At 57.2% G+C, this 20988-nt stretch carries 17 protein-coding genes; 12 read left to right on the forward strand and 5 right to left on the reverse strand.

Features of this window, described 5'->3' with window-relative positions; translation table 11 throughout:
• Positions 1-56 precede the first annotated feature (56 nt).
• Together WCO56_21725 and selA are read left to right on the forward strand one after the other, a co-directional pair.
• Positions 57-350, forward strand: coding sequence for a cation transporter dimerization domain-containing protein (locus tag WCO56_21725; GenBank protein ID MEI7732210.1), 294 nt, complete (start codon positions 57-59; stop codon positions 348-350).
• Between the two features lie 706 nt (positions 351-1056).
• The gene (gene selA, locus WCO56_21730; protein ID MEI7732211.1) at positions 1057-2472 is read left to right on the forward strand and encodes an L-seryl-tRNA(Sec) selenium transferase; all 1416 of its coding nucleotides are present in this window, start codon (positions 1057-1059) and stop codon (positions 2470-2472) included.
• A gap of 49 nt (positions 2473-2521) precedes the next feature.
• Here selA and WCO56_21735 read toward each other — a convergent pair whose 3' ends face one another.
• Entirely contained in the window at positions 2522-3748 is a 1227-nt protein-coding gene (locus tag WCO56_21735; GenBank protein MEI7732212.1) for a PQQ-binding-like beta-propeller repeat protein, read from the reverse strand.
• Between the two features lie 213 nt (positions 3749-3961).
• Here WCO56_21735 and WCO56_21740 point away from each other — a divergent pair, with 213 nt between their 5' ends.
• The 7 genes from WCO56_21740 to WCO56_21770 all read left to right on the forward strand — a co-directional run bounded on the left by WCO56_21740 (position 3962) and on the right by WCO56_21770 (position 11372).
• On the forward strand, positions 3962-4624 hold the full coding sequence (locus WCO56_21740; GenBank protein MEI7732213.1) for a TetR/AcrR family transcriptional regulator: 663 nt from the start codon (positions 3962-3964) through the stop codon (positions 4622-4624).
• Positions 4625-4628: 4 nt separating this feature from the next.
• Positions 4629-5744: an efflux RND transporter periplasmic adaptor subunit gene (locus WCO56_21745; GenBank protein MEI7732214.1), complete on the forward strand. Its 1116-nt coding sequence runs from the start codon at positions 4629-4631 to the stop codon at positions 5742-5744.
• Positions 5745-5773: 29 nt separating this feature from the next.
• Complete coding sequence (locus WCO56_21750) at positions 5774-6724, forward strand: ABC transporter ATP-binding protein (GenBank protein ID MEI7732215.1); 951 nt, start codon at positions 5774-5776, stop codon at positions 6722-6724.
• 74 nt (positions 6725-6798) lie between these two features.
• On the forward strand, positions 6799-8079 hold the full coding sequence (locus WCO56_21755; GenBank protein ID MEI7732216.1) for a TolC family protein: 1281 nt from the start codon (positions 6799-6801) through the stop codon (positions 8077-8079).
• Between the two features lie 18 nt (positions 8080-8097).
• Positions 8098-9063 carry an ABC transporter ATP-binding protein gene (locus WCO56_21760; GenBank protein MEI7732217.1) on the forward strand — a complete coding sequence of 322 codons (966 nt, stop codon included), beginning with the start codon at positions 8098-8100 and terminating at the stop codon, positions 9061-9063.
• A 17-nt stretch (positions 9064-9080) separates the two neighbouring features.
• Positions 9081-10217: an ABC transporter permease gene (locus tag WCO56_21765; protein MEI7732218.1), complete on the forward strand. Its 1137-nt coding sequence runs from the start codon at positions 9081-9083 to the stop codon at positions 10215-10217.
• Positions 10218-10238: 21 nt separating this feature from the next.
• Positions 10239-11372, forward strand: coding sequence for an ABC transporter permease (locus WCO56_21770; protein ID MEI7732219.1), 1134 nt, complete (start codon positions 10239-10241; stop codon positions 11370-11372).
• A gap of 105 nt (positions 11373-11477) precedes the next feature.
• Here WCO56_21770 and WCO56_21775 read toward each other — a convergent pair whose 3' ends face one another.
• Positions 11478-12338, reverse strand: a complete 861-nt coding sequence (locus WCO56_21775; GenBank protein MEI7732220.1) for a hypothetical protein — start codon at positions 12336-12338, stop codon at positions 11478-11480.
• 67 nt (positions 12339-12405) lie between these two features.
• The gene (locus WCO56_21780; GenBank protein ID MEI7732221.1) at positions 12406-13497 is read right to left on the reverse strand and encodes an alanine--glyoxylate aminotransferase family protein; all 1092 of its coding nucleotides are present in this window, start codon (positions 13495-13497) and stop codon (positions 12406-12408) included.
• A gap of 276 nt (positions 13498-13773) precedes the next feature.
• Between WCO56_21780 and WCO56_21785 the strand changes: the two genes are divergently transcribed.
• Complete coding sequence (locus tag WCO56_21785) at positions 13774-15354, forward strand: glycoside hydrolase family 5 protein (GenBank protein MEI7732222.1); 1581 nt, start codon at positions 13774-13776, stop codon at positions 15352-15354.
• 14 nt (positions 15355-15368) lie between these two features.
• Here the strand turns inward: WCO56_21785 and WCO56_21790 are convergent, their stop codons facing one another.
• On the reverse strand, positions 15369-16349 hold the full coding sequence (locus WCO56_21790; protein ID MEI7732223.1) for a ZIP family metal transporter: 981 nt from the start codon (positions 16347-16349) through the stop codon (positions 15369-15371).
• Between the two features lie 351 nt (positions 16350-16700).
• On the opposite strand from WCO56_21790, the gene WCO56_21795 reads away from it, so the two are divergent.
• Both WCO56_21795 and WCO56_21800 read left to right on the forward strand, forming a co-directional pair.
• Positions 16701-17990, forward strand: coding sequence for a citrate synthase (locus tag WCO56_21795; protein MEI7732224.1), 1290 nt, complete (start codon positions 16701-16703; stop codon positions 17988-17990).
• Between the two features lie 83 nt (positions 17991-18073).
• Positions 18074-19504, forward strand: a complete 1431-nt coding sequence (locus WCO56_21800) for a sodium:proton antiporter (GenBank protein ID MEI7732225.1) — start codon at positions 18074-18076, stop codon at positions 19502-19504.
• A 107-nt stretch (positions 19505-19611) separates the two neighbouring features.
• Here WCO56_21800 and WCO56_21805 read toward each other — a convergent pair whose 3' ends face one another.
• Positions 19612-20808: a hypothetical protein gene (locus WCO56_21805; protein ID MEI7732226.1), complete on the reverse strand. Its 1197-nt coding sequence runs from the start codon at positions 20806-20808 to the stop codon at positions 19612-19614.
• Positions 20809-20988 lie beyond the last annotated feature (180 nt).

Here is a 20988-nt window from a genome sequence, read left to right on the forward strand (position 1 = left end):
CGCCTGGTGTTCAAATTGGTATCAAGCTAAATCTGGCAGATGCGGTGTTCTGAGCCTTGGTACGGGCCATTCTCAAGAAATATGAAAGTCAGGACGTTCAATATCACGCCTTGCGCACGCGGCAGGCCGGCCAGAAGCGCTTTGTTTCCGTGCATATTCTTGTCCCAGGAGATTGGTCGGTGATGAATGGTCACCGATTGTGCGAACGTATTGAAACCGATATTGACGAGCAACTCCCCGCCGCCATTGTATTCACGCACTTGGAGGCGCTGGAAGACCCCGCCTCCTTTGAAGACACCCGGCTTGAGCGCAAACTACCCCGATCGGAAAAATCCCCCGGTTCGTCATAAGCATCCTGGTGGAGAAAAATTGGCGAGACGGCGGCAGTAGCAACTCAACTTCAAGCGATCAAACGTGACTCCGCAAACAGGACATCACCGTTTGGTGATCTGAGTGGTATCTTCCAACTCCCGGGGTGACGGCGAAGCATCCATGGGAAAAAGTTGCGCGGCCAACTTCAACAACCGGCGCCCAGAAAGCCGGATACGGAACCACCCTCTTAAAATCCCTTTCGGCGGATACTCGAAGCGGTGATTGGCTACCTCGCGTTTGAATTCATCATAGTCCTGCGTCACGGCAAGGAATCCCAACAGCTCGGTATCGTCCGCGAAATAACGGGGGTCAACCCTCCAAAAAAGGTAGCCAATGATGCCTGCATGCCAGAAGAGATTGGACAACAGTACTCGCCGCTCGAACTCTTCAGGGGGATGCCCCGAAAATTCGCAATACCGTTGCCGAAATGACTTTCGTTGTTGTTTGTCGTTGTTCACTGGGTTGACAGTGGTTGTTCGGGGCGAGGTATTAGCAAACAGCCAGATAGAACGCAAATACAATTTACGTTATTTTTGCCAGTCCACGTGATCGCATGGGAGACCTGGTCGCGATCCACAGGCCATCTTCCGCCCCTCGCCCTGGCAGCAACCCAAGCCGAAAATCCCGGCGATACGGAAATTGACCCGCCGTTGGACTTGCCGCATACTCACCACCATAACGCGTATGCCATCAGACCATAAACAGGAATTATTAAAGCGGATACCGTCCATCACGGAATTGCTGAAAAGTCCAGTGGTTGCCGACTGGCTGCTGCGCCAGCCCGCGCCCTTGGTCACCGAATGCCTGCGGCGGGCCGTCGCGCAATTGCGCCAACAGGTGCTGGCAGACACGGCCGGACATTGCGGCGCGCAGCACGTCACGGCGGAATCTGTCTTGGAGCGCGCCGGGGCCTTGCTAAAGCAGGCCACCACACCACACCTGCGCGAGGCCATCAACGCCACCGGCATCATTCTGCACACCGGCCTGGGCCGGGCAGTGTTCCCGGAATGCGTGGTGGACTCCATGCAAGGCGAACTGAAGGGTTTCACCACGCTGGCGGTGGACCCAGAAACCGGCGAGCGCGTGGAACGGGACGAACTGGTAGAATACCTGCTGACTGAATTAACCGGGGCCGAGGCGGCCACGGTGGTGAACAATAATGCCGCCGCCACCATGCTGGTGCTGGCGGCTTTGGCAACCCGGCGGGAAGTGATTGTTTCACGCGGGCAACTGATCGAAATCGGCGGCTCGTTCCGCCTGCCGGAAGTCATGGCGCAAAGCCAGGCCATTCTGAAGGAAGTCGGTGCCACCAACCGGACTCACCTCAAAGATTACCGGAATGCCATCACCCCGGACACCGCCGCGCTCATGCGGGTACACCCCAGCAACTATCGCATTGTGGGTTTCACCAGCGAACCTTCCCTGCGTAAACTTACCGAACTGGCGCACGAACGGGGTATTCTGATGATTGACGATCTGGGCGCCGGGGCGTTGCTGGACCTGGAGCAGTTTGGGCTGCCGCACGAGCCAACCGGGCGCGAATCCATTGCGGCGGGCGCGGACTTGGTGCTGTTCAGCGGGGATAAACTGATTGGCGCCAGCCAGGCTGGCGTGGTGGTGGGCCGCAAAGATTTGATCGAGCGCCTGCGCAAACATCCGCTCATGCGCGCCCTGCGCGTGGACAAAACCTGCCTGCTGGTGTTGGAACGCACGCTGCAATTATTCCGCAATCCAGAAAAGTTGCGGCAGACCCACCCCACCTACCGCATGATTTGCACCCCCAAGGCGCAACTGGAACAACGCGCCCGGGATTTATGCGAAGCCATCGCCACGACCGCTCCCAAAGTGGCTACCAGTATCAAGGATGGCGTGGCGTATCTGGGCAGCGGTTCATTGCCGACCGAAGCGCTTCCCAGTTGCCTGGTGACGGTTGCCGCGCCGGGCCTCAAGACAGCGGACCTGGCGCAACGTTTGCGGATGGACCCCGCCTGCGTGTTTGGCCGGATCGAAGATGACTGCGTTTGCCTGGACATGCGCACGCTGACGGATGCGCAAATCCCCACGGTGGCCACAGCGTTACACCGCATTAGCATCGCGTAAGTCCGGGATGGCATCGCTCCTTTGGCGGGCAGCGGAATTCCCAGCGACCCTACTTCTTCCCGGCTGTGCCAATGCAGTACAGGTTCTTGAAGCCGCGAATGAACATCTGCCCATCGCTGATGGCCGGCGAAGCAAAACATTTTTCACCCAGATCATTGGTCGCCAAGATCTGGCATTCCCGACCGGGCTTGATGACCCGAGTAATGCCCAAATCATTCAGGAAATAGACCAAGCCATTGGCTGAAACCAACGACGCGTGCTGCTCACCAGTGCGTTCCTGCCACAGCAACTCCCCGGTGGCCGCCTCAAAACAATGCGCCACGCCGCCATCCGACACCACCAGGAAATAATCCCCTTCAACGATGGGCGAAGGCACATAGGCCACGCCTTTATTGGTGCGCCAGCGAATGTGAGTTTGGGTGACATTGCCATTGCCATGCGGGTCAATCGCCAGAATATGATGATCCGGAAAGCCACCGGTAATGAACATCAAATCCGCCTTTTTGCCATAGACCATTGAGGCCACAAACTGCTCGGTGGGACCGTCAATGATCCAAAACAACGAACCATCCTGGGGATTATAACTGGTGACACATTTGGTTCCCGACAGCACCATTTGTGTCCGGCCGCCGATGTCATAAATGGCGGGCACGACATAACTCCGGGTTTTGTTGGGGCGGTCAATTTTCCAGAGTTGTTTGCCCGACTGCCGATCCAGGGCGACCATGTAACCATCGCCATCGTGATCGCCATTCACAATCACCTTATCCTGATAAACAATCGGTGAACTGCAAAAACCGTGCTTGCTGGAAAACGCTCCCGGTCGAACCAGCCATTGCTGTTTGCCGTTAAAATCATACGCTGCCACCACCATCTCCTTGCCATCCAGAAAGGCAGTGAACACCCGTTGCCCATCCGTTGCCGGAGTGCTTGAGGCCGGGCTGTTCAGTTTGTGCATGACCTCTAGCGAGCTCGTCAACGCCACGGTTTGCCAGAGAATCTTGCCATCCCGACGGTCCAGACAGAGCAAGCACCGTTCATTCGCCTCGGGCAGCGCGGTTACCGTGAAAAGGCGATCACCATACACGATGGGCGAGGCGTGGCCCATGCCGGGCAACGCGGTTTTCCATAGGATATTCTGGTTGGTATCCCATTGGGTGGGCACCTTGGTTTCAAGGCTGGTCCCATCCAGACGCGGTCCGCGCCAGCACGGCCAGTTTTCAGCATGTAACGAGCTGGCTACCAGCGCGGCGACGAGTAAAATTTTTATATTCATTGAATCAACGAGGGACAACGTACCAAGTATCACCTCATATTCCCAACGAAAAAATAATGGCGAAGGTTTCACCCTTTGCCGGTGAAATTGCCGTCTGGTGCTGGTCCTTCTGTTCAGCCATGGGTTGTCTGGTGGTCTTGCACCAAGGTTTTTGCCGAAGTCATTTGACAAATGGCGGGCTTGCCATTATTTTTAATCAAACGTTTAAATTGAATGGTTAAATCATACGTTAAAAAGCCACGCTCTGACTCAGAACAACGGGCTAACATCCTCGAAGCCGCCATCCCGGTCTTTGCCGAAAAAGGCCGCAAAGGCGCTTCCATCCGCCTCGTCGCCCAAGCCGCCGGCGTCAACAGCGCCCTGATCTACTATTACTTTGAAAACAAGGACATGCTGTTTCGCGAAGCGGTGCGCTCGGTTGTGCTGGGCATGCTGGAACAGCTCCAAACCGGGTTGCGCCCGTTTGCCAACGCCCACGAACGCCTCGGCTACCTGGTGAATTGCATCATGGATTATTACAGTGCGCACCCGAACCGGATGCGCCTGATGGGCATCGTGCATGCCCTTTACGGCGAGGTGCTGGGCCAAGTGTTACAGGACACCGTCACCAAAGTGCGACTGGTGCCACTGGAAATTTTACAGGAAGGCATGACGTTGGGACAAATCAAACCGGCCAACCCGCTGCAAATCTGGTGGAGCCTGTTGGGTAGTTGCGTTTTCACCCTGTTTATGAGCGACGCGGTCAGTCACGTGAACCCGGCCGTGCTACCGGTGAAAATCCCCTCCTTGGAGGAACATCGGCAACAGATCATCGGCCTGTTCTGTGATGGGCTGGCAGCGAATGCGAAGACCAAGCACAAAACGACACTAAAGTAAACCTATGCAAGCGAATCATAAGGCAGGTTGTGGCTTCTCGGAAACACGGGAGCAACGTGAATATCAGCAACCGCTTCGGACTTCGGGTTTCGGATTTCTTTCGGACTTCGGGCTTTCGGACTTCGGATTTGGCAGGACAGGAAGCTCCACTGCGCACCACGCGACAACTACCTTTCTTCCCCTGCTCTGCTTGTGCGCTCTGGCGCTATTTCTCGCGGGTTGCGAGCCGAAGGGCATTCAAGCAGATGGTTCCGGCACCATTGAATGCACGCAGGTCCAAGTGGCCCCCCAAGTGGGAGGCCGCTTGCTCCAACTGCCGCCCCGCGAAGGCGCGAGGCTCAAGAAAGGCGACCTGGTCGCCCAAATTGACACGTCGGATTTTGTGCTAAAACGCGACGAGGCGCGGGCCGTCATCGCCCAAGCCCAGGCGCAACTGGACTTGCTGCTGGCCGGTTCCCGCGCGGACGACATCCAGCGCGCGCGCGAACAGGTGCGCGAGGCCCAGGTGATCGCCAAGGGAGCCGTGACCGATCTGGAACGCCTCAAGCCGGTGTACGAACGCAAAAGCGCCACGCAAAAACAATTGGATGACGCACAGACCTTCGTGGACCGCACCGCCGCCGCCGTAGCGGTCGCGGAACAAAACGTGCAACGCCTGGTGAACGGTAACCGCCAGGAGGAAATCCGCGTCGCCCAAACCCAGGTGGACCTGGCTAAAACCCGCCTGGCGCAGGTGGAGAAAAACATCAGCGATTGCACTGTGTTTGCCCCCATGGATGGGATCGTCACCACCCGCAGCCGGGAGGATGGAGAAGTCGTCGGCGCCGGAACCACGCTAATCACCCTGTCGCGATTGGATGAAGTCTGGCTCTCCGTGTATATCCCCGAAACGCGCTTGGGCAAAGTCAAGCTGGGCCATTCCGCTCGCGTGAAGATTGATGGCGAGGCGCGGGAATACAAAGGCACCATCACCTTTGTCTCGCCCGAGGCCGAATTCACCCCGCGCAACGCCCAGACCCCGGATGAACGCGCCAAACTGGTGTATCGTGTCAAAATCACCCTACCGAATCCGGAAGGCGTTTTCAAACCCGGCATGCCTGCGGATGGGTTCTTGGACTAGGAGATTTATCGAAGCATGGCGACTGCGCAATGAACACAAACGAACCATCCATCGCGATTGAGACTCGCGGTCTGGCACGCGCCTTTGGCGCAGTGCAAGCGGTGCAAGGCTTGGACCTGTCCGTCAAACGCGGCGAGATGTTCGGGCTGGTGGGGCCTGATGGCGCGGGCAAAAGCACGGCCATCCGCCTGCTCTGCGGCATCCTGCATCCCACCGGCGGGACGGGCCAGGTGCTGGGCTGCGACCTGACCACCAAGGCCGACGCCATCAAATCGCGCATCGGCTATCTCTCGCAAAACTTCACGCTCTACGGCGATCTGACCGTGGATGAGAACATCGAGTTCTTCGCCGATTTGCATGGAGTACCGGACTATAAGAAACGGCGGGATGAGTTGCTGTCATTCACGCGCCTGACGCCATTCCGCAAACGGCTGGCCCAGGCGCTCTCGGGCGGTATGAAGAAAAAGCTGGCGCTGGCCTGCACGCTGATCCATACCCCAGAGCTTATTTTCCTGGACGAACCTTCCACCGGTGTGGACCCGGTTTCGCGCGGTGAATTTTGGAACATCCTCACAGATATCCTGCAACAGGGGGTGACCATCCTGATGACCACACCGTACCTGGACGAAGCGGAGCGTTGCCACCGCATCAGCCTGATGCATCGCGGACGGACGTTCATGCATGGCACCCCGGCAGAGGTCAAAGCCGCCATGCCCGGTAAAATCTATCGCATAGAATGCCCCAATCCAGCCGGAGCTTATCAGTCGCTACGCGCCAGATGGTCCCCCAACCACCTCGTTCTCTACGGCGAAAGCCTACACCTGTGGGCACCGGGCGGCCTAAGCGATGCGCAGTCCACCGCCGCCTGGTTGGAAACCCGGCAACTCGGTCCCGTAACATTTGCCGAAACCGAACCCACTCTGGAAGACGCCTTTATCGCCCTGCTGGGTGAGCAAACCACGAACGAGGAGGCCGCATGAAAACAACTGGTGATGATTTTAGTAAACTGCCATTTATGTTCCATCCAAGGGCACTCCCGTTAATCCTAGCCATCGTGTTTGCACGCGCAGCCTCTGCCGCCACGACCAATCTGGTCACGCCCCAGGAGATCGTCAGCCAAACCCTGGCGCACAGCCACCAACTCCGCAGCCTGCAATACGAAACGCGGGCCATCGAGGCACGGGGCGATCAGGCCCGCGCACAAGGCCTGCCGCAACTTAGCACCGACGCCCGCTTTGCCCGCTATGAAGGACTGGAGGATGGTCAGTTTGGACCACGAATGACGATTCCAGCGGTTGAATCCCGCTATGGCGCGGGCCTCACCGTCTCGCAACCGGCGTACACCGGCGGACGGCTCAAGAGCCTTAGAGAATTGGCCACCCATCAAAAGAAGGCCACGGAGCAGGAACGGCACAGCGCGGAGGCCGACCTGGCCCTGGACGCCTTGAACACCTATTGGACGTGGTCGAAGGCATATTTCATGATGGAATCACTGCAAGCCGCAGTGGAGCGCATGGCCGCGCACGCCAAAGACATGCAAAACCTGCATGACGCCGGACTGGCCACCGATAACGAGTCGCTCTCCACCGAGGTACAGTTAGACCGCACCCGATTGCGCCTGGAAGAATCCCGGCGGCGCGTGCAACTGGCAACCGCCCGCCTCGCTTACCTCACCGGACATCCTCTGCTGGAAAAACAACAGCCGCAACCCGCCCAAGCCAGTGGTGATGCCACGCTGCCCGGGGAAACGGAATTACTGGAAACCGCGCGCCGCCAACGCCATGAACCGGAGGCGCACACCTGGGAAATTCGCGCCGCCGAAACGCAGATAGACGTGCAACGCGCCGAGAACCGCCCCCAAGTATCGATGATTGCCCGTTACGAAATGTCGCGCCCCAACCAGATGAACATTCCACCCCAGGATAAATGGCAGGATGACGCGTATGTGGGGATATCCGTAACATGGAATCTATTTGACTGGGGCCTCACCAAAGCCAAGGTCGCGGAAGCCGCCGCCCGGGCCGAGCAGGCCCGCCTGCGCGCCCAACAAACCGAAGACGCCATCACTTATGAAGTGCGGCAAGCCCGCATTCAACTCCAGGATGCCTGGCAGCGTCTGGTGGTGGCGGAACGGGCCGAAAAAAGCGCGCGCCGCAACCTCGAGGTCGCCTCCGACCTCTGGCGGAGCGGACTGTCACGCCATTCGGACGTGCTCGATGCCCATGCCCAACTGACCGATACGCAATATGAGATCATTGCCGCGCGAGCCGATGTGGAACTCGCCCGGGCGGCGGTGGATCATGCCGCCGGTCGCTTGAATACCACCCTACGTTAACCCACCACCAACGACCGCATGACTCTCCCCGCCACCACCTCACCCGTCATCGAGGTGCATGAATTGACCAAACGGTTTAGCCAATTCACAGCGGTGGACCGCGTATCGTTCACGGTGCGGCGCGGTGAAATTTTTGGATTCCTGGGACCAAACGGCGCTGGTAAATCCACCACCATCCGCATGTTATGCGGGCTGCTATCCTCCACCTCCGGCACCGCCTCGGTCGGCGGCTACGACATCAATCGCCAACCCGAGCGCGTGCGGGAAAACCTCGGCTACATGTCCCAGAAGTTCAGTCTCTATCGTGATCTCACCGTGGCCGAAAACCTCGCGTTCTTTGGCGGTGTGTACGGACTGGGAAAAACCAAGTTGCGCGACCGCGCCGCCACGGTGGTCGGAATGGCCGGGTTGACCGGGCTGGAAAATCAAGTTACCGGCACCTTATCTGGTGCGTTGCAGCAGCGGCTTTCCCTCGGCTGCGCCATTCTGCACGAGCCGCCCATTTTATTCCTCGACGAACCCACCAGCGGCGTGGACCCCATTTCCCGCCGCCTGTTCTGGGATTTGATCCAGAACATGGCCGCCAATGGCATCACCATCCTCATCACCACGCATTTCCTGGATGAGGCAGAGTTGTGCCAGCGGCTCGGCTTCATCAGCAGCGGACGGCTCATTGCGCTCAATACCCCCTCCGCCATCAAACGCAAAGCGGTGCGGGAAGATTTGTTCGAGGTTTCCCTCGGCGCGCACCATGGCGCCAAGGAGGGCGTGGACGCACTGGAAGGGGTGGTCGCTTCCTCTTGGTTTGGACCGCGCCTGCATGTCTTTTGCCAACCGGGCGTCTGGGATGCCCCGCGCCTGGTGGCCAAGCTGCGGGAACGCGGGGTGGAAGCCCTCGCCGCCGAGCGGTCACCCGTGCGCCTCGAAGATGTGTTTATCCGCCTGGTTCAGCAAAACCAACCGTCCACCGACACACCTTCATGATTTAGCCCGGCCAACACATGCGTCGTTTCCTCGCCATATTTAAAAAGGAATTCCGCCAGATCCGGCGGGACCCGCTCTCGTTGGGGCTGCTCATCCTGGTGCCGGCGCTGCTCCTGATGCTATACGGCTACGCGCTCTCCTTTGATATCAAGCATATCCCGGTCGGCGTGCTTGACCAGGATCGCACCCAGGAGAGTCGCGCGCTGTTGGACAGCCTGTTTCGTAATCCCTACTTCACTTGGAAAACCTCCTTGCAACGTCCCGCCGATGCCGATGGCCTGCTGCTGCGCGGTTCGGTGCGCGCGGTGCTCATCATCCCCAAAGGTTATGCGCAAACGCTGGCGCGCGGTGAGACCGCCCAGCTTCAGGTGCTCGTGGACGGTGCGGACGCCACGTCCGCCTCCACCACCAGCGGCTACTTTGAAATCCTTTCCGACCGCGCCTCCCGGCAGGTGCGATTTGCCGCCCTGGCGCGCGCCGGTGTCACCCCCACCCTGCCCCTGGTCATTCCCGAACCACGCCTCTGGTTCAACCCTGAACTGGATAGCGCGCATTTCCTCGTCCCCGGTATCATCGCCATGCTGATGATGCTTTCGGCGGTCATTGCCACCTCGCTTTCCATCGTGCGCGAAAAGGAGCGCGAAACCATGGAACAAATCATGGTCTCCCCCATCCGCCCCTATGAACTGATCCTGGGCAAAACCCTCCCCTACGTCGTCATCTGCCTGATCACCATGATCATGATCCTGCTCATGGGCTATTACCTGTTCGGCATCCACATCGTGGGTTCGTATTGGCTCATGACGGCAACCACCCTGCTCTTCCTGTTCGCCGCCTTGGGATTGGGCATGTTGATCTCGGCCATCACCAACTCGCAACAAGTCGCCTTCCAACTCGCCACCCTCACCTCCTTGTTGCCCTCGTTCATTCTGTCCGGCCTCATTTTCCCGATCCAGAACATGCCCTGGCTTCTGCAAAAAATGACCTACCTGGTCATCCCGCGCCACTTTGTCACTGCCTTGCGCGGGATCATTTTGAAGGGGGCGGATTGGCAGGCCCTCTGGCCGTCCTTGCTCGCCCTGTTCCTGCTTGGCGTCGGCTTCAACTTCATTGCCGTGCGCAAAACCAAAAAGGCCCTGTATGGCTCGGTCTGATAATAACACCACCTGATTGCCATGCACCGAATCCGCTGTCTATTGATCAAGGAACTCGCCCAACTCCGGCGCGACCACCGGCTCTTTGGCATCCTGATCGTGGCACCCCTGATCCAATTGCTCCTGCTGGGCATGGCGGTGGATACCGACGTCAATAACATCACCCTCGCCGTGCGCGATCAGGATCATTCCTTTCACAGCCGCGAATTTGTGCGCGCCGTCGGCGCTTCAGGCTATTTCAACATCACCACTCTTTCAGGGCCTGAGCGTGAGGATGGCCAACTGCTCGTCGCGGGCAAAGCGGGCGTGATCCTTGTGATTCCACCCGATTTTGGCCGCAACCTCGCCCGCAAACAAACCGCCAGCGTCCAGGTGCTGGCTGACGGTGCCGACAGCAACTATGCCGTCCAAGGCTTGAACTACCTGCAAAAAGCGGCACGCCAATTTTCCGATGGCCAGGTGCGGCTCGCGTTCCTGGACGCCGCAACGCAACGCGGCCTGCCGCTGCCGGGCGTGGCCGTGCAAACCCGCGTCTGGTTCAACCCCGCCCTCAAATCGCGCTTCTACATGCTGCCAGCATTGCTCGGCCAATTGCTGATGATCACCACCATGATGGTCACCAGCATGGCCCTCGTGAAAGAGCGCGAGGAAGGCACCTTTGAACAACTCATCGTCACCCCGTTGCGGCCCCTCGAAATGATCCTGGGCAAACTGCTGCCGTTCGTCGTGGTTGGCATCGTGGAAATCACCCTGTTCCTGCCATTGCTGCGTTTGGTGTTTGGCTTGCCGTTCCATGGGCAATACCACGTCCTCTACGGCATGACCTTGCTCTTCCTGCTGACCACCCTCAGCCTGGGCCTGTTCATCTCCACCCTCGTCAAAACCTTGCAACAAGCAATGTTGGTCTCGACTTTCTTTGTCATGATGCCCTTCCTGCTGCTGGCCGGTTTTGCCTTTCCCATCGCCAACATGCCGCCCGCCATCCAAACCATCACTTATCTCATTCCGCTGCGTTACTACCTCGAAGCCCTGCGCGGCATCTTCCTGCGCGGCGCCGGTTGGCAGGAACTCTGGCCCCAAGCCCTGGCGCTCGCCGCGTGGGGCACCGCTCTGCTGGCGCTTGCCTCCCTCAAATTCCGAAAACGGTTGGATTAACTGACTTCAACAGGTTCGCGTGGCAATGTTCCATACCGAGCATTCTCAAAGTATCACTTTGATTTTGTGCGGTATAAACTTGCTGAAACCCACTCGCGAGTTTGCTTACTGGTTGGTATGCAGCGTGGAAATCTGCATATCCACATTCAGATCCACTGCCGTGCGATCCGCAGTCAGCGAAGGCGTCAAATTCAACCTGATACCGGGAGCCGCGTTGGTATCGCCCGGTTGCTGGCCGCCCCCAACGGATATCTCGGCTGCGCGCCCGTTGATGGTAGACACCGTCGGCGCGCTCAACACATCCACATCCTTCATGCTTTGCAGGGACTGGAGCAGCGTTTGCATTTGCTCCCCTGTCAGGGAATTAGGGGTAGCCTGCTGGTCAGCTCCGGTTTGGATGCCACCGAGTCCCACCTGTTGCCACACCGCATCGGTTGCCTCAACGACCACAGAACGCACAACAATTTGCGGTTCACCCTGCTCGCCCGCTTGCGATACCGGGGTAATCAAAGTTATGGTGCGTTTGCCCGCGCTGCTTTGCCAGCCCCCGGCGACCATAGTGTGGCCATTGGGAATTCGCACCAAGGTTTTCAGCGAGTGCGTTTGCAGCACAGGCGGCGTGGGGGCGGCTTCCGTGGTTGTAACCTGGGGCGTTTTCGGAAGTTGCTGCCCTCGCTTTTCCCGGTCCGCCTGGGTCTGCATCTGGGTGAATTGGCCCCGCAGACGAATCAGTTCGGATTCCTTTTTGCGCGCCTCCACCAACTGGCCCTGCGTGCGCTGCAATTCCGACTTCAAGTTTTCACGTTCCTGCCTGAGTGTTTCCACCTGCTGCGCAAGGGGTGATTGCTGCTGGCTCATCGCCTCCAGCTCGCGCTCAAAACGGCCGGACTGGAGGAATTGATAAAGCGCCGTCCCGGCGGATGCCGCAACGATCAGGGTGATAATGGTTTTTTGGGTAATAGTCATAGCGTAAAAAAAGACCGCACTTGACAGTGCGGCCTTCGGTATTGCGGACAAACGTGCCGCTAAATCATTATGCCTGCTGCTTGAGCGCGTTATCCATCGCAGCGTACAACTGGTTCATGGTCGCTTCGGTCTCGTCACCCATGTTGGAAACGCGGAAGGTGGTGCCCTTGATCTTGCCGTAACCACCGTCAATCAAGAACCCTTGATCCTTTACCGCCTTCTGGAATTTCGCCACATCCATGACGCGACCGCCGGGCTTGGCACCGTTGTTCACACAGGTGAGCGTAACGGATTCGTAGCCTTTTTCTGGGAACAGCGTGAAACCGTTGCGTGCCGCCCAGTCGCGGGTCAGGTTGGCCAACTTCAGATGGCGGGCATAACGGTTTTCCAACCCTTCGGCAAAAAAATCCTCGAGCTTGGAATTCAGGGCATACACATGGCCGATGCTCGGAGTGCTCGGTGTCATGCTCTGCTCGGCGTTTTTCTGAAACTCAACGAAGTCGAAATAATAGCCGCGATCCTTCATGGTAGCAGCCTTGGCCAGTGCCGCCGGAGAACACGCAAACACCGCCAACCCAGGCGGCATGGCAAACGCCTTTTGCGTGCCGGCCAACAATACGTCAATGCCCAGAGCGTCAAACTCCAGCTTGATGCCTGTCAGGGAACTGACGGCGTCCACGATGAACATCACGTCCGGGTATTTTTTCTTAAGCGCGGCGATTTCATACACCGGACTCATGACACCCGTAGAGGTTTCGTTATGGATAAGCGTGAGGGCGTCGAACTGACCAGTAGCCAGCTTCTTATCCACGTCTTCGGCACGGATGGGCGAACCCCATGGGACCTGGAGGGCTTCGGCTTCCTTGCCGCAGCGCTTGGACACGTCGAGCCATTTATCGGAGAACGCACCGCACATGCAATTCAGCACCTTCTTGGCCACCAGATTGCGAATAGAACCTTCCATCACGCCCCAGGCGGAAGACGTGCTGAGATACACCAGTTGTTTGGTGTACAGAAGCGTTTGCAACTTCGGCATCATGCCGGCGTACAGGTCTTTGAAGCCCTGGCCGCGATGCCCGATCATTGGACTGCAAAATGCCTTGAAGGTCTTTTCGCTTACCTCAACCGGGCCCGGAATATGTAATTTTACGTGTGCCATAATCAAAAGTTATTATGTCGGCGTAATTTTTCACAAGCCCGTCGCAATGGCAAGCCGTTTTCCCGCGTAAAATGAAATATTATGAAAGCTCACGACGGAATGCCAGCCGTTCTCCCTTTCTCCTTGCGCGAGCGAACCTGGACAGGTAATCCCTACGTTGTGAACCGATTTAATTTTATTCAATCGCTACCAGATCTTATAAATGGCGCGGCCAGCCTGTGCCCGGGAAAAATCCATAGTGCAATACCACGGCCAGGTGAATTGCTCACGCTGATCATGATACTGTGGACAGGCAGCTTGGACGCGCAAACCCCGGCCAACCTCATTCCCAATGGCACCCTGGAGGCCGATGCCAAGAGCAAGAACTGGCCGGACCACTGGGGTAAACCCGAGGGAGCCACTTGGGAAAATGAAAATGGGAATCATTTTTTGCGATTGCGGGTGGTGGAACCGGGGAAATCGTACCTATTGCATCAAGCCATCCCCATTAAACCGGAATACCAGGCCATGGAATTCAGTTTCCGCACCCGGTATGTAAACGTGAAACGGGGCGTGCAAGCCTGGTTCGATGCCCGCATTATGATGGATTTCAAAGACGCCGCCAATAAAGTCGTTAAATCAAACGTCAAAGTGCCCTATTTCACCGGCACCTCCAAGGATTGGGTGGAACGCAAAATCAAATTTCTCGTACCAGAACGTGCCGCCAAATTGGAGATCATGCCCACGCTGTTTCAGGCTGCTGCCGGCACCTTTGATCTGGATGATTTTAAACTGGTAGTGCTCACCGACCCCGATGCCACCGCCCAGATTGCCGCTGCCGTCAAGGATAGCGAGGTGCCGCCGGTCACCGTGCGCGGAAACAAAGCTACCCCGAAAGAGTTGGTAGTATCAGGCAACAGGCTGAAGACCACCGATGGCCAGGAAGTGTGGCTGCAAGGGGTGAATGTCCCCAGCCTCGAATGGTCGAATACCGGCGAGCGGGTATTGAATTCCATCGTCGAGGCCATCGAAAACTGGAAAGCGAATGTGATCCGCCTGCCGGTCAAGGATGATCGCTGGTTTGGCTTGGCCGGACAGACAGACAATGGCAAGGCATACCGTGAGTTGGTGGATCAAGCCATTGAGGCTGCAAGCACGCGCGGTGCGTATGTGGTGCTGGATTTACACCAATACCGTGCCCCCACGGAAGGTACCCTCAAATTCTGGCGGGACGCTGCGGCGCGTTATAAGAACAATCCCGCCGTGATCTTCGACCTATTGAACGAACCGCACGGCATCACTTGGGAGGTATGGAAAAATGGGGGCACCGTTTCCGAAAAAGCCAAGGGTGGCGACGGTGTGCTGGCAGAAAACGCGCAAAAGACCATCACCTTCCAATCACCCGGCATGCAGAAAGTAGTGGAGGCCATCCGCGAGTCCGGGGCCCAGAACATCATTGCCGCCGGGGGCTTGGACTGGGCTTACGATTTATCCGGCATCTTGAAGGGGTACGCCCTCGAAGACCATGGCGGCCATGGCATCATGTATTCCACGCATGTGTATTCCTGGAAAGGTGACTGGAAAAACAAGTTTCTGGCGGTGGCGGAGAAATATCCCCTGCTCGTGGGCGAATGCGGATGTGAACCGGAACGTATGCCGTTTATCCCGCCAGAACGCCACGAAAATCCCGACTCATGGTATCCCGACCTGATCGGTTGCATCCAACAGCACAAGCTGAACTGGACGGCATGGTGTTTCCACCCGAGTGCCAAACCGCGCCTGATCCTTGATTGGAAGTACGCTCCCACCCCATTCTGGGGGCAACCGGTGAAAGACGCATTGGCGGGTAAGGCGTTTGAGATGAAGAAGACCAGGTGACGTCCGGAAAACCGTTAATGTTTATGGCCGGGAGTCTCATGGTCATGCCCAGACTGTTCCTGGCCAGCTTGCCCCGATTTTTGCAGGTGCTCGTGGCCGGTCGTCTCAAAGTTGCCAATCGCCATGGATATACCCACCCCCAACAGCATCGCCACGGAAAGTTTAACCCGGTCATGGCTGTGAAACTGCAATTCCGGCAGCAGATCGCTGGCAGCGATACAAAGGAATGTACCAGCGGAAAACGCCAGTGCCGCCCCCATAAACGCCGACGACTCGCCACTCAGCATGCTGGCACCGAGATAAAACCCAGCCACTCCCACCGGAATTAAAAGCGCCAATCCCGCGTTCACCAAATGCCGGGATATTTTGGATTCTTGGTGAAGGGTCATCAGAGTGCTAACTGCCAGCGCATCAAACGGTTTGTGCAAAAACACCACCAGAAACGTTCCCAACCCCAGAAACACTCCATGCGCCCCGGCAGCGGCTTCAGCCTGAACGGCGGCGGCCAGCGCAAACCCGTCAATCATCGTGTGCAAAGATAGCCCGAATGCCGCCCCCACCCAGGAAAGGTGCCGAGCCGATTTATCCGCCAGGGTGTGGTCATGAGGATGATGCACGGGAGAGGAAGTCGGCGATGCTGGTTCGTTATGGTTATGTCCACAGGCACAAGAGTTTCCGCATGATTCCGGATCCTCATCCGGCACGTCATGATGATGAAAATGAAAGAAACGCTGGATGAAGAACATGATCAGGAACCCAATCGTCATCCAAATCGCGACCCGGTCAATGGATTTAAGGTGAAACCAGGCATGAGGCAACATGTGCAACAGACCGACCCCCAGCATCAAACCGGCCACCAAGCTGGTGGACACTTGGAGCCGGGTATGGGTGGGGCGAAACAGCATGGGCAGCCATCCCCCAGCCAGGGAGGCCAACAACGCCAATCCGCAATAGAGGCCAAGCAATGGCCCTACTTCAATGCTCGTTTCAGGCATAATCAATGGCCGCCAGCAAAACAAACTGCCGGGGGTTTGTCGAGCAACCATTCAAAAAAGGTGCCACGCCCTCACTGCGTAGTCGGCGAGGCAAGGTGACTCGGACCCTGAAACAGGGAAGCATGATGCCAATGAACTAGTTACCGCTCGTTGGCAGACGTACTTTGCGAGTGCTGGTCTGGTCCGTCTCCCGGCGGATACGACTGCAAAAGGTGGGGTGAAACCCTGGCTCGCCATCCCTTGATTTAACCGGCGGGATAAAATTTTTCAAAAACTCACTTGTGAAGTGGAAAACTTGTGTTAATTAAGTTGCGTGAATTGAGTGAATTAGTAAACATCAAAGAAAAACGCATGAGCAATACGGCAACCTTGACGATTGGGGATAAGAGTTACCAACTTCCCATTGTAGTTGGCACTGAAAACGAACCGGCTGTTGATGTCAGCGCCTTGCGCGCACAAAGCGGCTATATCACGCTGGACGATGGCTACGGCAACACCGGCTCCTGTAAAAGCCAGATCACCTTCATTGACGGTGAAAAGGGCATCTTACAGTACCGGGGCATCCCCATCGAAGAACTGGCCATGAATTCAACCTTCGTTGAAACCGCCTACTTGATCATCTTCGGCCACCTGCCCACCGAGGCTGAATTGCGTAAGTTCTCCGCCTTGCTGACGCAGAACGAAATGCTGCACGAGGACATGAAGTTCCACTTCGAGGGATTCCCGGCCAACGCCCACCCCATGGCCATCCTCTCCTCGATGATCAACGCCGGGAGTTGCTTCTACCCGGAACTGATGAAGAGCTATGATCCCAAGACCTTTCAATTGACGGCTGCGCGGCTCATCTCGCAGGTTCGCACCATTGCGGCGTTTTCGTATCGCAAGTCCCTCGGGCTACCGATCATTTACCCGAAGCCATCCTATCGTTACACGGCGAACTTCCTGCACATGATGTTTTCCAACCCGCACGAGGATTATCCGTGCCATCTGGACGTGGTGCGGGCGTTGGACTTGATTTTCCTGCTCCATGCCGATCATGAACAGAACTGCTCGACGGCAACGGTGCGTTTCGTAGCCTCCAGCCGCGCCAACATGTTTGCCAGCGCGGCGGCAGGCGTCTGCTCGCTGTGGGGACCGTTGCATGGCGGCGCCAACCAGGCCGTGATTGAGATGTTGGAGGATATCCGAAGTTCCGGGGACGATGGCCGCCGGTTCATCGAAGATGCCAAGAAGAAAAACAGCGGCAAGCGCCTGATGGGCTTTGGCCACCGGGTTTACAAGAACTACGATCCGCGCGCCAAAATCATCAAGGAACGTTGCGATCAGTTGCTCAAAGCGTTGAAGATTGATGACCCGTTGCTGGACATCGCCAAACGGCTTGAAGAAGCCGCGTTGCACGATTCCTATTTCCTTGAACGCAAGCTGTATCCCAATGTGGATTTCTACAGCGGCATCATCATGCGGGCCATTGGGATTCCGCTGGAAATGTTCACCGTCATCTTTGCCATCGGGCGCATGCCGGGCTGGATTGCCAACTTCCAGGAAATCATGGAAGAGCCCAACAGCCGCATTTACCGTCCGCGCCAGATCTACACCGGCAAGACCCTCAACCATTACGTCCCCATCAAGGACCGAAAATAGGTTGGTTCACGGGATCATGGGCCACTGGGCGTTGGGATTAACTTGCGATTCGCGATAATCGCGTTTAGTTATATCTCTTCAATATGGTACATGCCTACGAGCCCAGTCCGTGGATGATCCTTCCATTCGGCACGTTGCTGGCGGTTATTGCGCTGGCACCGTTGTTATTTGCTGAATGGTGGGGCCGTCATTATGCCAAAGTGGCATTCACGCTTGGGTTGGTGACCGTTGGGTATTACCTCTGTGTTCTCCCGTCGGCAGCCCATGCCAAAGTGCTGGGCACTGCGGAAGAATATTTTAGTTTCATCTGCCTGATTGGTTCGCTTTACGTCGTCTCCGGCGGTATTCACATCAGCGTCAAAGGTGAAGCCACACCGTGGGAAAACGTGCGTTTCCTGCTGATCGGAGCGGTCATCGCCAACCTGCTGGGCACCACCGGCGCTTCCATGCTGCTGATCCGGCCATGGATCCGCATGAACAAATACCGGATCACCAGCCACCACATTGTCTTCTTCATCTTTATCGTAGCCAATGTGGGTGGTTGCCTGACGCCGATTGGCGATCCCCCTTTATTCCTGGGGTATCTGAAGGGAATTCCCTTTTTCTGGGTGATCACGCATTGCTGGGCGATCTGGCTCGTGGGCGTCGGCACCTTGCTGGCCATGTTTTACTTCGTGGATCGGCGCAATTACCAACGCGCGCCCAAGCCAGTGCGCGAACACCTGGCGGAACCCGGAGACCACTGGCGGTTCGATGGCTTGGCGAACCTGGTATTCCTGGGAGCCATCCTGGGAGCCGTCTTTATTTCCCATCCTCCATTTGTGCGCGAGGGCATCATGATTGCTGCCGCCTTGGGTTCCTGGTTCACCACCAAAGAGCCTATTCATAAGGCGAACCACTTCACCTGGCACCCGCTCCAAGAGGTGGCCATCCTCTTCCTCGGCATTTTTGCGACGATGATGCCCGCCTTGGATTGGCTGGAGAACAATGCCGCCACGCTAAACCAACCGGGCGTCGCCTTGTTCTTTTGGGGCAGTGGCACCTTGTCCAGCATTCTGGATAACGCGCCCACCTATCTGAGTTTCCTATCCGCTGCGCTGGGTAAATTCGTGCCGGGCGACGCCGTCCAACAAATGCAAACGCTGCTAGCCACTGGCATTCCCGCCCAGGCCGCGTTTTCCGGGCCGCACGCCGAGGGATTGCGCAACACCCTCCTGGCGCTGCAACAGTATCACGCCGGCGACTTGGCCACCCGCCAGGTCACCTTGGACGAAATTAAGATTTGTTACCTCCTCGGGAATGCGAACTTGAACGCGTTCATCGTCGCCATCAGCGCCGGTTCGGTCTTTTTTGGTGCCAACACCTACATCGGCAACGGCCCGAATTTCATGGTCAAAGCCATCGCCGATCACCAAAAGGTGCATACCCCCGGCTTTATTGGTTACGTCTTCAAGTACACCTTGCCGTTTATGCTGCCCGTATTGGTCCTGATCTGGCTGATCTTCTTCCGATAACTGCGTTTCCCTCAAGGCTTCCGATGGGAGATTCAGACACGGAACAACCGTACGCAACCATGCCATTCTCATCGGCTGAACCCTGCTGCGATGAATAGATCCGCTGCCTATAAACGGTCCCGGTAACGTTCACGAAAGGCGGTGACCTTTTCCTGCGTTGCAACGCCGAGCTTCTGTTTCAGCAGATGCTCGTAGGCGCGTCGGGCGATAAAGAAATCCTCCTTGGCAAGCAGGAGGGCCACATTGGCTTCCGTCGTTGGGGAGGAGAAATTGTTTTGTTCGAGCAATCGGAGGATCAAATGAACCTGGAAGTAAGGCAGTTGGATCAGATGCGCGGTGAGAGTTTCCATCGTGGTTTGCGGCAAGTCACGCTCGGCGGCAAAATAATCCAAAATCATCGGGCTGTTCAGGTCGCGCATGCGGTAAAACGACTCCACGAGGCGGGCGTGCAGATTCTTCCGGTCAGGCGCCGCACTGGCCAGGTAGCGGAGCGCCAGCTCGATATATTGGCTGTCGCCGGTCTCCAGCACATGCTGGGCATCCGCCAGGTATTGCCCGCCCGCAGCCGGCTGAAGCATGATCTGATTCAGGGCAAAACCCACGCAGCGCTGGTCCTTGGAATGCAGCAGAAACTTGAGACACGGCGGCGTGCAACGTTGGGCGGTCAGGTCGCATAGCTTGGAAACAATCTCTCCATTGGCCCAACGCCACAGCACCCAGGTGGTGTACGCCGCGCCTTCAACGACGGCCTCTTTCATGGCCGACGGCGTCGCGCCGGTCACCCCATCCACGCCGTTCGTCAGGGCCTTGGGCGAGGTCAGCGACGCCAAGGACTGCCTGGCCAGCAGGGAATCCTGGTCTTTGAGGATCAGATTCAACTTGGCATAATCATCCACGGTGAAGGGCACATGCTCCTTTTTGGTCAGCGGTTTTCCCCTCGGATATTCCAGCCGATCGAAATTGCCCACGGCATTCCAATACAGGGTCACCTCCAGCAACCGGCAATTCTTGTCCGCACAGACATCCGTCGTGAGCGGCATGGCGTAGCCCACCGGAAACGCATTCTGGTCCCGGAATTGCACTACCCGATGAACCCTCATAGGCAGCGATGGCGCAGTCGGATCGGGCACCTCCAGCTCCAGGTTGACCCGTTTCAACTTTGGGCCGTCAGGGTGTGCGGTGCCCGGTTGCGCATGCTTGCAAGCGGTAGTGCCGATCAGACCAAGCAACAGGATCACCCGGAGACAACCCCGCGCCCACGGCGAGGGGTGGCTCAGCAACACGGCCTTTGGCGCAATCGTCATCGGGCGCTCACCCTAAATCAGAGTGGTTCGGCATTCAATCCCGATTCAAACAGTTGCATCCCCTTACCTCCCAGAGGAGAATAATTCAAATGCGGAGTGCGGAGTGTAGAGTGCGGAATGAAGCCGATTTTGGTCGAGTAGGACTGAGGCGCACGCAACCTTGCGGTCCATGTTTCCTCA

This window comes from Verrucomicrobiota bacterium, assembly GCA_037139415.1.
Taxonomy (GTDB): Bacteria; Verrucomicrobiota; Verrucomicrobiia; order Limisphaerales; family Fontisphaeraceae; genus JBAXGN01.

Excerpts from the sequence above, each read along its gene's own strand:
- WCO56_21775 (MEI7732220.1), bottom strand. The coding sequence starts at position 12,338 with ATGACTATTACCCAAAAAACCATTATCACCCTGATCGTTGCGGCATCC.
- selA (MEI7732211.1), top strand. The coding sequence starts at position 1,057 with ATGCCATCAGACCATAAACAGGAATTATTAAAGCGGATACCGTCCATC.
- WCO56_21750 (MEI7732215.1), top strand. The coding sequence starts at position 5,774 with ATGAACACAAACGAACCATCCATCGCGATTGAGACTCGCGGTCTGGCA.
- WCO56_21790 (MEI7732223.1), bottom strand. The coding sequence starts at position 16,349 with ATGCCTGAAACGAGCATTGAAGTAGGGCCATTGCTTGGCCTCTATTGC.
- WCO56_21740 (MEI7732213.1), top strand. The coding sequence starts at position 3,962 with ATGGTTAAATCATACGTTAAAAAGCCACGCTCTGACTCAGAACAACGG.
- WCO56_21780 (MEI7732221.1), bottom strand. The coding sequence starts at position 13,497 with ATGGCACACGTAAAATTACATATTCCGGGCCCGGTTGAGGTAAGCGAA.
- WCO56_21745 (MEI7732214.1), top strand. The coding sequence starts at position 4,629 with ATGCAAGCGAATCATAAGGCAGGTTGTGGCTTCTCGGAAACACGGGAG.
- WCO56_21800 (MEI7732225.1), top strand. The coding sequence starts at position 18,074 with ATGGTACATGCCTACGAGCCCAGTCCGTGGATGATCCTTCCATTCGGC.
- WCO56_21795 (MEI7732224.1), top strand. The coding sequence starts at position 16,701 with ATGAGCAATACGGCAACCTTGACGATTGGGGATAAGAGTTACCAACTT.
- WCO56_21760 (MEI7732217.1), top strand. The coding sequence starts at position 8,098 with ATGACTCTCCCCGCCACCACCTCACCCGTCATCGAGGTGCATGAATTG.
- WCO56_21770 (MEI7732219.1), top strand. The coding sequence starts at position 10,239 with ATGCACCGAATCCGCTGTCTATTGATCAAGGAACTCGCCCAACTCCGG.
- WCO56_21735 (MEI7732212.1), bottom strand. The coding sequence starts at position 3,748 with ATGAATATAAAAATTTTACTCGTCGCCGCGCTGGTAGCCAGCTCGTTA.
- WCO56_21805 (MEI7732226.1), bottom strand. The coding sequence starts at position 20,808 with ATGACGATTGCGCCAAAGGCCGTGTTGCTGAGCCACCCCTCGCCGTGG.
- WCO56_21785 (MEI7732222.1), top strand. The coding sequence starts at position 13,774 with ATGATACTGTGGACAGGCAGCTTGGACGCGCAAACCCCGGCCAACCTC.
- WCO56_21765 (MEI7732218.1), top strand. The coding sequence starts at position 9,081 with ATGCGTCGTTTCCTCGCCATATTTAAAAAGGAATTCCGCCAGATCCGG.